14 protein-coding genes are annotated in these 12,420 nt (G+C 46.4%); 7 read left to right on the top strand and 7 right to left on the bottom strand.

The window, feature by feature from the left end; genetic code table 11:
- Positions 1-18 precede the first annotated feature (18 nt).
- From WAA15_RS15635 to WAA15_RS15610, 6 genes are all read left to right on the top strand, one after another.
- Positions 19-1,029, top strand: a complete 1,011-nt coding sequence (locus WAA15_RS15635) for a GntR family transcriptional regulator (protein WP_337043735.1) — start codon at positions 19-21, stop codon at positions 1,027-1,029.
- 30 nt (positions 1,030-1,059) lie between these two features.
- Entirely contained in the window at positions 1,060-2,340 is a 1,281-nt protein-coding gene (locus WAA15_RS15630; RefSeq protein ID WP_337043734.1) for a TIM barrel protein, read from the top strand.
- A gap of 114 nt (positions 2,341-2,454) precedes the next feature.
- The gene (locus tag WAA15_RS15625; protein WP_337043733.1) at positions 2,455-3,312 is read left to right on the top strand and encodes a 3-keto-disaccharide hydrolase; all 858 of its coding nucleotides are present in this window, start codon (positions 2,455-2,457) and stop codon (positions 3,310-3,312) included.
- 28 nt (positions 3,313-3,340) lie between these two features.
- Complete coding sequence (locus WAA15_RS15620; protein WP_337043732.1) at positions 3,341-4,081, top strand: (Fe-S)-binding protein; 741 nt, start codon at positions 3,341-3,343, stop codon at positions 4,079-4,081.
- Positions 4,078-5,472: a lactate utilization protein B gene (locus WAA15_RS15615; protein WP_337043731.1), complete on the top strand. Its 1,395-nt coding sequence runs from the start codon at positions 4,078-4,080 to the stop codon at positions 5,470-5,472. Before WAA15_RS15620 ends, WAA15_RS15615 begins: the two co-directional genes overlap by 4 nt.
- 6 nt (positions 5,473-5,478) lie before the next feature.
- Complete coding sequence (locus WAA15_RS15610; RefSeq protein ID WP_337043730.1) at positions 5,479-6,048, top strand: LutC/YkgG family protein; 570 nt, start codon at positions 5,479-5,481, stop codon at positions 6,046-6,048.
- 42 nt (positions 6,049-6,090) lie between these two features.
- Here the strand turns inward: WAA15_RS15610 and WAA15_RS15605 are convergent, their stop codons facing one another.
- Entirely contained in the window at positions 6,091-6,429 is a 339-nt protein-coding gene (locus WAA15_RS15605; protein WP_337043729.1) for a winged helix-turn-helix transcriptional regulator, read from the bottom strand.
- 118 nt (positions 6,430-6,547) lie between these two features.
- Between WAA15_RS15605 and WAA15_RS15600 the strand changes: the two genes are divergently transcribed.
- Positions 6,548-6,946 (top strand): DoxX family protein, encoded by a 399-nt coding sequence (locus WAA15_RS15600; protein WP_337043728.1) that lies wholly within the window; start codon positions 6,548-6,550, stop codon positions 6,944-6,946.
- Between the two features lie 79 nt (positions 6,947-7,025).
- Here WAA15_RS15600 and WAA15_RS15595 read toward each other — a convergent pair whose 3' ends face one another.
- The 6 genes from WAA15_RS15595 to WAA15_RS15570 form a co-directional block, all read right to left on the bottom strand.
- The gene (locus tag WAA15_RS15595; protein ID WP_337043727.1) at positions 7,026-8,201 is read right to left on the bottom strand and encodes a PAS domain S-box protein; all 1,176 of its coding nucleotides are present in this window, start codon (positions 8,199-8,201) and stop codon (positions 7,026-7,028) included.
- Positions 8,202-8,387: 186 nt separating this feature from the next.
- The gene (locus WAA15_RS15590) at positions 8,388-8,624 is read right to left on the bottom strand and encodes a hypothetical protein (RefSeq protein WP_337043726.1); all 237 of its coding nucleotides are present in this window, start codon (positions 8,622-8,624) and stop codon (positions 8,388-8,390) included.
- Positions 8,625-8,640: 16 nt separating this feature from the next.
- Positions 8,641-9,138 (bottom strand): YeeE/YedE family protein, encoded by a 498-nt coding sequence (locus tag WAA15_RS15585; RefSeq protein ID WP_337043725.1) that lies wholly within the window; start codon positions 9,136-9,138, stop codon positions 8,641-8,643.
- 37 nt (positions 9,139-9,175) lie between these two features.
- Positions 9,176-9,751, bottom strand: a complete 576-nt coding sequence (locus tag WAA15_RS15580; protein ID WP_337043723.1) for a YeeE/YedE family protein — start codon at positions 9,749-9,751, stop codon at positions 9,176-9,178.
- Between the two features lie 6 nt (positions 9,752-9,757).
- The gene (locus WAA15_RS15575) at positions 9,758-11,161 is read right to left on the bottom strand and encodes an OprD family outer membrane porin (protein WP_337043722.1); all 1,404 of its coding nucleotides are present in this window, start codon (positions 11,159-11,161) and stop codon (positions 9,758-9,760) included.
- A 162-nt stretch (positions 11,162-11,323) separates the two neighbouring features.
- Positions 11,324-12,361 (bottom strand): c-type cytochrome, encoded by a 1,038-nt coding sequence (locus WAA15_RS15570; RefSeq protein ID WP_337043721.1) that lies wholly within the window; start codon positions 12,359-12,361, stop codon positions 11,324-11,326.
- Positions 12,362-12,420: the final 59 nt, after the last annotated feature.

The following is a 12,420-nucleotide window of genomic DNA, read 5'->3' as shown; positions in this document are numbered from 1 at the left end:
AAAAATTATTCGGAAAAAATGTATAAATTACAACTCAACCCCAATGATAAAACCCCCAAGTACAAGCAAATTGTGCAGTCGGTCGTTGCGGATATTGAGCGGGCTGTGCTCAGAAAAAACGAGCAGTTGCCCTCTATCAGTGAGTTGAGCGAAGAGTACTACCTAGCGCGTGATACCGTCGAGAAAGCCTACCGCGAATTAAAAGAGCAAGGCTACATTACAGCCGTGCAAGGCAAAGGCTTTTATGTGAATGGCAAGGAGCATAACAAAATGCGTATTCTGTTGGTTTTCAACAAATTAAGCTCTTACAAGAAAATCATCTACTACGCTTTTCTGAAAGTACTGGGCGAGAAAGCAAGCGTTGATTTACAGATACACCACTACAACGCCCGCCTTTTTGAAGAAATCATAGATAAAAATCTGGGTAAGTACAATTACTATGTAGTAATGCCCCATTTTTTTCCTGAAACTGACAAAAACCTTGCTCTGAAAGTACTCGATAAAATTCCGCCGAACGAACTGGTCTTGCTCGATAAAGACCTGCCCGAATACACCAGCCCCTGCCTGAGCGTGTATCAGGATTTTGAAAACGATGTGGCAGACACACTCGAATCGGCCAACGACCTGCTGGCCAAATACCAGCGCATGGTGCTGATTTTTCCGAGTGATGGCAACTACCCGCAGGAGATTGTAAAAGGTTTCAGGTTTTTCTGTATTAATGCACGCAAAGAATATGCAATTCGGGAAAACGCCACCGACGAAACCCTGCAACCGCAAACAGCTTATGTGGTAGTAGAAGAAACCGATTTGGCCGAGCTAATCAAAAAAAGCCGCCAGACACCCTACACGCTTGGCAACGAAATCGGCCTGTTATCGTTCAACGAAACCACGCTCAAAGAATTGCTCGACATCACCGTTATCACAACCGACTTTGAAACCATGGGGCGCACAGCCGCCGCCCTCTTGCTCGACAAAAAACAGATTAAAGTCAAAAATCCGTTTTATATTATCAGGCGCAAAAGCCTTTAGCCCGATTCAACGCTCAAACATCATATACCTATGCTTACAACTGAAATCATACAGAACCATAACCAGAAGCTCGACGCCGACCACCAGTTTAAACTCGCCTACCTGAGCGAACTCCTCGACCGCAAGGGCATCAATATACAGTCCATTATCAATAAAGTAAAAGCATTTCAGGTGGCTATTCCAAGCTGGGCATTGGGTACGGGTGGCACACGTTTCGGGCGTTTCCCGAATGGTGGCGAACCCCGCACACTGGAAGAAAAAATTGAAGATGTAGGGCTGATTCACCAATTAAATGGGTCGTCGAACTCAATTTCCTTACATATCCCGTGGGATATTCCGTCAGACCCTGAAGCCATCAAACAACTACTAAAAACCCATCAACTGAGCATCGACTCGGTTAATTCCAATACTTTTCAAGACCAGAAAGACCAACCTTTTTCGTATAAATTCGGCTCATTGTCTCATACCGGAGCCGACAGCCGCGACCTCGCCATTCAGCACAACATCAGTTGTATTGAATACGGCAAACAACTCGACTCAAAAACGCTAACCGTATGGCTGGCCGATGGCTCCAATTTCCCCGGGCAGCAGCATTTCCGCCGCGCCTACCAACGCACCGCCGATGCCCTCAGTGCTATTTATGCAGCCATGCCCGACGACTGGACCATGCTCATAGAATACAAGCCTTATGAGCCGTTTTTTTACTCAATGGTTATTCCTGACTGGGGTACTTCGTATTCGCTTTGCCAGCAGGTAGGTAAAAATGCACAAGTACTGGTCGATTTGGGGCATCATCTGCCTAATACCAATATCGAGCAGATAGTGGGGCGTTTAATGCACTTCGGGCGTTTGGGTGGTTTTCATTTCAATGGCTCTATGTACGGCGACGACGACCTCACCACCGGAAGCATCAAGCCGTATCAGTTCTTTCTGATTTTTAACGAACTCGTTGACGGTATGCACGATGCAGCCGTGAAAAACCCTACACTAGCTTGGATGATTGATGCCAGCCATAACACCAAAGACCCCATCGAAGACTTGTTGCAGTCGGTTAATGCCATTCTGACAACCTACGCCAAAGCCTTACTCGTTGACCGCCAAGCCCTCAACAATGCACAGGAACAGAACGATGTTCTGGCCGCCGAAGAAATCCTGCGCGATGCCTTCTTTACCGACGTAAGGGCATTGGTAGCCGAAGCCAGCCGTCAGGTAGGTGGCGCGCTCGACCCCGTGGCTACTTTCCGTCAGGCCAAAGTGCGCCAGAGCCTCATTCAGCAACGCGGCAAATTCAGCGTAGCCACAGGCTTGTAAAACAGGCTCAATACATTTTTATTACAAAATAACCGGCAGGTATTGTCTTGTTTACAAAACTTGCTGTTATTTTGTACTGAAATTATTACCCTTACAACTTACTCTATTCAACCGATGAGAAAAATCCTGGCTTTTTTGCTTTATTTCCCTGTGATGGCCTTCGCACAGGACGCCGCCCCTAAAGAATGGAAACAGCTTTTTAACGGAAAAGACCTGAAAGACTGGCACATTAAAATCAGAAACTACGCCCTTGACGATAACTTTGGCAAGACATTCAGGGTAGAAGATGGCCTCATGAAAGTACGTTATGACGGCTACTCATCGTTCGACGAAAAATTCGGGCATATTTTCTATAAAGATAAATTCTCCTACTATAAAATTGCAGTCGAATACCGTTTTGTAGGCGAGCAGGCCAAAGACGGCCCGGGCTGGGCTACCCGCAACAGTGGCATCATGTTGCATTGCCAGTCGCCCGAAAGTATGGGCAAAGACCAAGACTTCCCCATTTCAATAGAAGTTCAGTTATTGGGCGGTTTAGGCAACGGCAAACGCACCACCTGCAACGTGTGTACACCCGGCACAAACCTTGTGTTCCAGAACAAACTTGATAAACGCCATTGCATTAACTCAGACTCAAAAACCTACGACGGCGACCAATGGGTGCGCGCCGAGGTGCTGGTCTTGGGCGACTCGCTCATCAGGCATTATGTAAACGGCGAAAAAGTACTTGAATACACCAAACCCCAAACAGGCGGCGGCAACGTGCTTGGGCATGACCCTGCCTTGCTGGTTGAAGGCAAACTGCTGGGCGAGGGGTACATTTCGCTGCAAAGCGAAAGCCACCCTGTCGATTTCCGCAAGGTCGAACTGTTAAATCTGTGTGGCTGCACCGACCCCAAAGCCAGCAATTACAAATCTTATTACGTGAAATCTGATAATAAATCATGTGTGTATAAACGCAAGAAAAAGTAAGATTTATTTATCAGCCTAGCCAAACATCATGAAAGTAGCGTTGTTTATTCCGTGTTATGTCGACCAGTTTTATCCGAAAGTCGGTATCAATACCTTACAGCTTTTAGAAAAACTGGGCGTTGAGGTTCACTTCCCTATGCAACAAACCTGTTGCGGGCAACCAATGGCCAACAGCGGCTGCGAGCAGGACTCCAAAGAGGTGTATCATCATTTTACAGATACCTTTGCCGACTACGACTACGTGGTTACCCCCTCGGGGAGTTGTACGTACCACGTCAGGAAACATTACGATATTATTGAGCAAACGCCGGCCGTACAAAAGGTCAGAAAGAGCGTGTACGAACTGGTTGATTTTCTGGAAAACATCCTGAAAGTTGACGAAATTCCGGTCGATTTTCCGCATAAGGTAGGCTTACACCTGAGTTGCCACGGGCAGCGCGGGCTAAGGCAGGCCAACGCCTCGGAGATAACAGGCGATAAAAACGGGCAGATACTGACCCTGCTGAAAAAACTACGCGGCATTGAAATTACCCAACTTGACCGTAACGACGAGTGTTGCGGCTTCGGGGGGTCGTTTTGTATCAGCGAAGAAGCCGTTTCGGCCAGAATGGGGCAAGACCGCATTGCCGACCACCTGCGAAACGGGACACAGGTTTTAACAGGCGGCGATATGTCGTGCCTGATGCACCTCGAGGGCATCGTCAGACGCCAGCAAGCACCAATAAAAGTTATGCACATTGCAGAAATCCTGAACGGAAGCCAACCATGAACCACCCTGCCCTAGCCGAAAAATTTAACAGCGATTATAACCGTACTACTTGGCACGACGAAACCCTGTGGTTTGTTCGCCAGAAAAGAGACCGCGCCATTTATCCGATTCCTGAGTTTCAGGAGTTGCGCCAGTTGGCTTCTCAAATCAAAGACCATACCCTGAGCAACCTCGATACCTACCTGCTCGAATTTGAAAAAAATGCGCAGCAAAATGGCGTACACGTGCATTGGGCTGCCGACGGCGACGAACACAACCGCATTGTGTTGGATATTATCAGCAATGCTGCTTCGGTAAAAGGCAAAACAGGGCCTGTCAGGATGGTTAAAAGCAAGTCGATGCTTACGGAAGAGTGCCACCTGAACCCCTTTCTGCAAAAGAACGGCATAGAAGTAGTAGACACCGACCTCGGCGAGCGCATTGTGCAGTTCAGGAACGAGCCACCCAGCCATATAGTAATGCCAGCTATTCATCTGAAAAAAGAAGATGTAGGCGAAACCTTCCACCAGCACCTCGGCACACCCAAAGGCGAGAAAGACCCACAGGCACTCACCGAAGCCGCCCGCCAGCATTTAAGACAGAAATTTGTTGAGGCCGATGTAGCCCTGACGGGCGTTAATTTTGCAGTGGCCGAAACAGGCAGCTTTGTGGTTTGTACCAACGAAGGCAACGCCGATTTAGGCGTGAATCTGGCTAAAGTACACATTGCCTGCATGGGCATGGAAAAACTTATTCCGAAAATAGAACACCTCTCGGTGTTTATCAGGCTACTGGCACGCAGTGCCACAGGGCAACCCGTTACTACGTACACGTCTCATTTCACTAAACCCGCCAAAGGCAAAGAAATGCACATCGTAATAGTAGACAACGGCCGCACCCAACAGCTTGGCCGCGCCGATTTCAGAAACTCGCTGAAGTGCATCAGGTGCGGGGCCTGCATGAACACCTGCCCTGTATACAGGCGCAGCGGCGGGCATAGCTATGACTTTACCGTTCCGGGGCCAATTGGGGCTATTCTGTCGCCCAATATCGACCTGCACAAATACAGCACATTGCCGTTTGCCAGCACACTTTGCGGCTCCTGTTCGGATGTATGCCCCGTAAAAATCGATATTCACGTACAGTTATATAAATGGCGGCAGGTAGTTGCCAAAGAGAACGAATTACCCCTAAGCAAAAAATGGGGCATGAAAGGGCTAGCCAAAATGCTAGCTATGCCTAAAGTGTATGACCTCGGCGGAAAACTGGCGCGCGGGGCACTGCGGGTGCTTCCGCATGGCATAACCCATGCCCAAAGCCTGAATCCGTGGGCAAAAGCCCGCGAGTTGCCCGACGCTCCGAGCCAGAGTTTCAAGGAGTGGTACAGTAAAAACCAAAAAGGTAAATCCTGAGATTGTATGAGTAGCCGAGAAAAAATATTAGCCAACATAAAAGCCAACAAGCCTGCGGCAGTAGCCGTGCCAGTGATTCCGGCATTTGAGGGCGACGGCAGCCTGACACGCTTCAAAACTGTGCTGGAAGGCATAGGTGGCCGCGCTATTGAGGTAGCCACACTGCCAGACTGCCAAGCTGTAATTAATACCTATTATGCTGACCTGAAAAACGTGAGTTCTGCGCTTGTAAGAGCTAGCATACCTATTAACGCCGATACCCCGAAGGCTATTCTGGAACAAACCGACCTTGCCGTTATACAAGGCGAAATAGGCGTGGCCGAAAACGGGGCTATCTGGGTGCCGGAGGCCAATATGCTTAACAGGGCCTTGCCTTTCATAACGCAGCATCTGGTGTTGGTACTGGCCAAAAAAAATGTAGTAGCCAATATGCACGAGGCTTACAAACGGCTGGGTAGCCCGGGCAGCTATGGGGCTTTTATTGCAGGCCCTTCTAAAACAGCCGATATTGAGCAGGCACTGGTCATTGGCGCACACGGCGCACGCAGCATGATGGTAATTCTGTACGGCGAGTAATCTTGGCGGGGACAGTAAGTAAAAGCCGCCCTACGCTTTTCTTTACTTCCCTATTACCTGTTTGCGGTGCTGCAAGCCCCAGTAATGTAGCTCTTGCAGTACGCGTTCGAGCGATAACCCATGTTGAGTAATAGAGTACTCGACAGTTGGCGGAAAAGTATCGTATACATCCCGCCTGATGAGTTCGTTAGCTTCCAGATTCTTCAATTCTTTTGAAAGCGTTTTATCGGTTATGCCGCTTACCTCGCGCGCTATCTGCCTGAACCGCTTTGGCCCCGCCGACAACGTAAATAATATGAGCAGTTTCCATTTGCCTTCGAGTGCCTCAAGGGCATCTTTAATTGAAAGCATTGTTTTGGGGCAACCTTCTTTTGTTAACATTGGGGTATGATTTTAACGATACTATCTTGCCGGATAGTGCTATCCAATAGGATAGTACTATCATTCGGATAGCAAATTTAGGTATTCTTGCATCAAAATAAAGAAACTGTTTCATTCTATGACAAATCACCGGAATACCTCAACCCCATTACACATAGCTGCATGGATATGCCAGATTCTGCTGGCACTTACTTTGCTGTGGGCCTCGGGCATGAAATTGTTCAAGCCAGCCAGCCAGCTTGCCCAAATGTGGCCCTGGACGGCCCCTAACCCCCTACTCACCAAACTAACAGGCGTACTCGACTTTCTGGGAGCTTTGGGGCTGATACTCCCGCAGGTGCTGCGCATCAGGCCAATACTAACCGTCTATACTGCTTATGCCATTATTGCGTTAATGGTAGCCGCCAGCGTTTTCCATATTACCCGAGGAGAAGCCTCGCAGATAGGCATAAATGTAGCTTTTGCGCTCATGGCTGCTTTTATTGCATGGGTACGCAGCAAAAAAACGCCTGCCTGAAAGCAATACAAATAAAAAACTGTATTAAGGGTATAAATAAACAGTTATACCCTTAATACAGTAAAGTCTGCCATGTGTCTTAGGCCTGTCTGGCAGATGAGTTGCTTAGTGTTCTTATCTGGCTTTCGAGTTGTTTAATATAGGCTTTATTGGCTTCTTCTGCCAGATGTTTTTCTGTTAAATCTCGGGTTACCTTCGTAAATCCTATTACATTTTTTTTATCGTCATGAATGGCTGTAATAAGAATACTCCCCCAGAACGTTGAGCCATCTTTTCTCAGCCGCCAGCCTTCGTCTTTAGCAAACCCATTTTGTATTGACTGATTAATTAACATTTGCGGGCGGTTATTGTGCAGGTCTTCTGCGGTATAGAACGTCGAGAAGTTTTTGCCTATAATTTCAATGGGCTTATAGCCTTTAATTTTTTCAGCACCTATGTTCCAGTTTTCGATATTCCCTTCTCTATCGAGCAGAATAATGGCGTAGTCTTCAATTTCTTCTATCATTTTATAAAACCGTATCGTCCGCACATCTTTGTCGGCAATGGTTTCGTTTACGATAGAATAAATCTTTTTATCGAGGCTATTGGCAGCTTGGTCAAGCAGGTTAATCCAATCTTCGTTTACAGTCATGTAATTTTCTTTGATTAAATTAACCAGCCCCATAATGGTTGCTAAGGGGTGGCGCACCTCATGCGACTGTATAAAGGCAATTTTTTGTAGCGATTTGTTCCTTGCCTCTGTTTCTTCCACTTGTAGTTTCAGTAGCTTGTGGGTAATTTCAAGTTCCATCAGGTGTGTGGTTTGTTTGGCCAGCACAGTCAGGATTCTTTTCTGGAGAGGTGTAAGAGAGCTTGGCTTAAAGTCGAGTACGCACAACGAGCCAATTTTTATGCCACTGCTCAGTATCAGCGGTACACCTGCATAAAACTGAAGCCCGGGGTTGGTATGTACCAGTGGGTTGTTGTCAAACCTGCTGTCTTTTGTGAGGTCATCTACTACCAGCAGTTCGCCTGCTTGCATGGCATGAAAACAAAACGAATTTTCTTTGGCTATCAGGTTTGCATCTGCTCCCACGCATACTTTTATACGGCTCACGTCTTCATCAACAAGCGATAATAAGGCTATGGGTTTTTCACAAGTTTCAGCAATTAAATCAACAATATCCTGATAATCGTTTGATTTATCAAAATCAATTTTCAGGAATTGATGCACGGCCTCAATTCTTCTTTTCTCTTCTAATTTAAAATCATCCATTATTGTGCAAAAATTATATTAAACTGACAAATACTTCTTTTTAAGCCGAGAATTTTATGACACAGAAAAGAGGTTTTTGTTATTTTTAATAACTCACAAAGCCACAGAAGATTAAAAATTACTTCAATTTTAAGTAATAATTTTATGAATACCATTAAAATGGATGAATTTTTTCAAAGAAAGTGCCTAAACCAAGCCCCCAAAAGAAGCCCATTTAAAAGCTAATTTTACCTTGCAAACCATAACACCCTTACCATGAGCATTCTGAGCATAGATTAAGATTAAAAGGATATTCCTTACCATCATCGTATCCAGAAATATCTCCATTTGGCTCAGCATATTTTCAGAAAACACCACTGCCATTGTAACAAATAAAACCCAACAATGTGCTTGTGCTGCACATTGTTGGGTAAAATCTTTCAAGGCCGTATTTTGTTTTTTAGTTCGGCAATTTGTCTTTAAAATACCCGTAGGCCCATGTGCCGGCTATGGCACTCAGTAGCGTAACAATAACTACCAAAAAGCCGCTGCCGATTTGCGCAAAAAGCGGCCCCGGGCAAGCCCCCGTTATGGCCCACCCCAAACCGAAAATCAACCCGCCATAGATTTGTCCCTGCTGAAATTTCTTCGGATGAAATTCTACTGTTTCGCCTGCTATTGTTTTAATATTGAATTTCTTGATTAAATAGACCGACAGCATACCTACCAGCACGGCACTGCCGATTACGCCATACATGTGAAAACTCTGAAAACGGAACATCTCCTGAATGCGGAACCATGAAATGATTTCGGCTTTTACAAATACTATTCCGAACATGATGCCCACTACAAGGTATTTCAGGTTGCCCGTAATACCTTCCGGTTTTTTCATGTCGTTGGGGGCTTCACACACAAATAGCTCTTCTTGTTTGGTAATTTCTTTCTTAATATAGTTCATAAGGCAAGTTTAACTGATACTGAATGTTGTTTCCTGATTAAAATAGTTTGAATATATGTGGCAAAAGCAGGTGTGTCATGGTAATGCCTCCTACCATAAAACAGCAGGTAGCTATCAGCGACGGCCATTGCAGGTTTGATAAGCCCATAATGGCGTGGCCCGACGTACAGCCGCCTGCATAGCGTGTACCAAAACCAATCATGAAACCACCCAGCACGAAGAAAACCAGTCCTTTTAAAGTAAACAGGTTATCGACCGAAAACAGGTCGGCAGGCATAAGCCCCGAAAAATCGGTAATGCCCAGTGCTTTTAAATCAGCAATGGTAGCTTCCGAAAGCACAAATGTGTTGGGGTTTTCCAGAAAATGAGTGGCAATTACCCCGCCCAGAAACACGCCTGCCACAAAAATCAGGTTCCAGATTTCTTTCTTCCAGTCATATTTAAAAAACGGAATATTGGCCGGTATGCAAGCCGCACAAATGTGCCGCAGAGACGACGAAATCCCAAACGATTTATTGCCAATCAGCAAAAGGGTTGGCACGGTAAGGCCAATTAAAGGGCCGGCTACATACCACGGCCAGGGTTGGAGGATAAGCTCAAAAAATTGCTTCATACGCATTTAGTAATAATAGTTAATAATTAAGTTCAGATGTGTCATGTTTACTTTATTGAATACATATTGTGGTTTGAGGTAGTCGTTACCGAGGTAGTCTTTACGCACTACCAGCAATTGGGCGTTAAGCCCTTTCAGGTAAGGCCCGAACTGGTAGTTGAAACTCAGGTTAAGCTGCGAATACGGCGGCATAGCATATTTATTCAGGGCTACGTTGCTTACATCGGGCAGTTTGAAATAACCTCCGCTTACCTCTATTCTGATATTTTTGCGGGGTTTGAAAAAAGTATTGACCGAAACGGCCGTTAAATCGCCAAAACCTTCGTTGCGTTCGCGCGGCATAAATGTGTAGAAAGGCTCTTTGCCCCACTCTCGTGGCAAAAGATAACGCCCGCGTGCCGTAATGCGGGTTCCGTTCAGAAACCAGTCGAATCTGGGCGACTGCTGCCCAACACGCCCCGAAAAAACATCGGCCCCGGCGTTGCTCTGAACATAGGTTTTGGCGGGGTCGGGGTTGCCGCCATCACCTGCCCGTTGCTGATGAGTATATTGCGCGCCCAGTAGCCAGTTTTTTCCGGCAAAGGGTTTGGTTTTCCACTCAATTTTCAGGTGGCTGGTGTTCAGAATATTTTCGACGTAGGTATCCCAGAACTGAATATTCCATTTGTTTTTCTGATACGTTACGCCACCAATCAGTATGCCTTTCGACTCAAGGTTGTTTTTATATTGCGAGGGCTTGCCGTCTATGCCTAACCCAACCGGATAAAGCCCGATGGTTTGGCCTATATCGAACCACCGCATGGTTGAGCGGGGCGACATCCGCCAGATATACTCTGCATGAAAACTCAGGTTTTTCCATTCGTTCAGGTCAAGCACCGCCGACTCAACCAGCGTTGGGCGCATTCGTCCGTCATGCGGGTTAATAAAAGGCGTTTGCGGAACCTGACGACCCACCACCAACACCGATTTTTTGCCTAAATGTGTTTTAAGAAACAGTTCTTCGAGGCGGTCGAGGTCTTTGTAATCATTGGGGCGTTCGATATTAAACAGCCCGATTTCGTAACGGTTGGGCTGATTAGCCGAGGGGTCTGGCTTCAGCAGGTCGGAGGTTTCAATATTAAACATAAAAAAAACACTTACCCCCACCTGAAAGCGTTTCAGGAATCGGGGGGTCTGGTAGCCTATGCCTGCACCAATTACCCAAGCGTGGTAATCGGTTAGGCTCCCCTCATTTATTGTGCCTGACACATACGAGCGGGCATGGCCATAGAAACGACCTTTCCCAAAAAAGTAGCCTAGTGTGCTGGTATCTTTTGCTGTTTCGGGTTGCGAATGGATAATCTGGGCATTGGCAAAACCGAGCGAGATAATAAATGACCAGAAAATATGTGGTAAACTGATTTTTCTCATAATCTGACACTAACATGAATGCAAAAGTATCAGCTACAACATTGGATGTTCGTGACAAATGTTACATTGAGAAAATATTGTTGGTGCTGAAGGCGCATATCAAAAAAGCCCTCTGGGTAAACAGCGGGCAGGTATCAGAACCGGAAAATGTAGCTAAGGGTCTCAGAGGGTCTTTTTCTTATGGGCTTCTTTCCAGTCTTTTATTGGCTTAAAAGGCCCGTATTTATGTTGGCTTTCAGGGAAAGGGTCGGCATAGGGGCCAAAGGGGTGGTCGAAAGGTTTACCCGCTATATTGGGCCAGTCTTTGCTGAGGTCTTTTTCGGGGCGAGGCATTGAGTTCACAAAGGCGGCCACGTCCCACGCTTCTTCATCGCTAAGCTGTGTTTTTTTGTAGTCAGTACCAAGCGGCATATTGTATTTGACGTATCCGGCAAAATTTGAGATACGATACAAACCCGCACCATTGTTGTAGCTGTTTTTACCCCAAAGCGGCGGATAACTATAACTTTTGCCGTTGGCTGCCAGAACTCCGCCGCCGTCGGGCTGGTGGCAACTCTGGCATTTTTGTTCATATACCAGCTTACCTTTTTCGGGGTCGGCGGGGCGTTTTAAGCCTTTGAGCTTAAAAATTCCGGTTCCTTTGGGGGTGGTTTTCTTGGGTACATCCGTACCTACCCATTTAATATAAGCCAGAATGGCTTTCATCTCATGGCTGCTCGAGTCAAGAGCTTTGCCGTTGAGGCTTCTTTCAAAGCAATCGTTTACGCGCCTAAACTGGTTTTCGACCGAACCTGAGCGTTCTCTGAAACGGGGGTAAGTAGCCTGAACTGCAAAATAATTGTTTCCCCAGGGTTGTGTACCGGCATTGAGGTGGCAATTCTGGCAGTTCATCCCGTTCGACATCGCCGCTACGCTTCCCTTTGGCCCGAGGTAGTCGGCAGTATGGGCAATGAGTTCTTTTCCGTATTTAATTAGCTGTTGCTGTTCGGCATCAAGGCGGCTCATTCTCCAGTCGGACGGGGCCGTCCAGAGGTCAACAAAATTGGTATCTATCTTAATAAATGCTTTTTTGGGGTTAGTGGCAGGCGCGGGTGCATATTCAAGAAACATACCTAGCAGCAGGCCCGCAATAAGCAAAACGCCCAGCACTGCCAGTATATTCAGAAAAGTAATTACGCGCTTGATATTTTTTTCTTCCATGAGGTAAATCAGGCAATAAAGATTAAAAGTCGAAGCCAGAAAAGTTATGTGCAGTAAAA

The sequence above is a fragment of the Emticicia sp. 17c genome (assembly GCF_037153985.1).
Classification (GTDB): Bacteria; Bacteroidota; Bacteroidia; order Cytophagales; family Spirosomataceae; genus Emticicia.
This window is presented reverse-complemented; position numbering and strand designations above follow the sequence as displayed.

Bases quoted from the DNA above. Each gene is read 5' to 3' on its own strand.
- WAA15_RS15630 (WP_337043734.1), top strand. From the start codon at position 1,060: ATGCTTACAACTGAAATCATACAGAACCATAACCAGAAGCTCGACGCC.
- WAA15_RS15615 (WP_337043731.1), top strand. From the start codon at position 4,078: ATGAACCACCCTGCCCTAGCCGAAAAATTTAACAGCGATTATAACCGT.
- WAA15_RS15570 (WP_337043721.1), bottom strand. From the start codon at position 12,361: ATGGAAGAAAAAAATATCAAGCGCGTAATTACTTTTCTGAATATACTG.
- WAA15_RS15580 (WP_337043723.1), bottom strand. From the start codon at position 9,751: ATGAAGCAATTTTTTGAGCTTATCCTCCAACCCTGGCCGTGGTATGTA.
- WAA15_RS15610 (WP_337043730.1), top strand. From the start codon at position 5,479: ATGAGTAGCCGAGAAAAAATATTAGCCAACATAAAAGCCAACAAGCCT.
- WAA15_RS15600 (WP_337043728.1), top strand. From the start codon at position 6,548: ATGACAAATCACCGGAATACCTCAACCCCATTACACATAGCTGCATGG.
- WAA15_RS15625 (WP_337043733.1), top strand. From the start codon at position 2,455: ATGAGAAAAATCCTGGCTTTTTTGCTTTATTTCCCTGTGATGGCCTTC.
- WAA15_RS15585 (WP_337043725.1), bottom strand. From the start codon at position 9,138: ATGAACTATATTAAGAAAGAAATTACCAAACAAGAAGAGCTATTTGTG.
- WAA15_RS15635 (WP_337043735.1), top strand. From the start codon at position 19: ATGTATAAATTACAACTCAACCCCAATGATAAAACCCCCAAGTACAAG.
- WAA15_RS15620 (WP_337043732.1), top strand. From the start codon at position 3,341: ATGAAAGTAGCGTTGTTTATTCCGTGTTATGTCGACCAGTTTTATCCG.
- WAA15_RS15575 (WP_337043722.1), bottom strand. From the start codon at position 11,161: ATGAGAAAAATCAGTTTACCACATATTTTCTGGTCATTTATTATCTCG.
- WAA15_RS15605 (WP_337043729.1), bottom strand. From the start codon at position 6,429: ATGTTAACAAAAGAAGGTTGCCCCAAAACAATGCTTTCAATTAAAGAT.
- WAA15_RS15595 (WP_337043727.1), bottom strand. From the start codon at position 8,201: ATGGATGATTTTAAATTAGAAGAGAAAAGAAGAATTGAGGCCGTGCAT.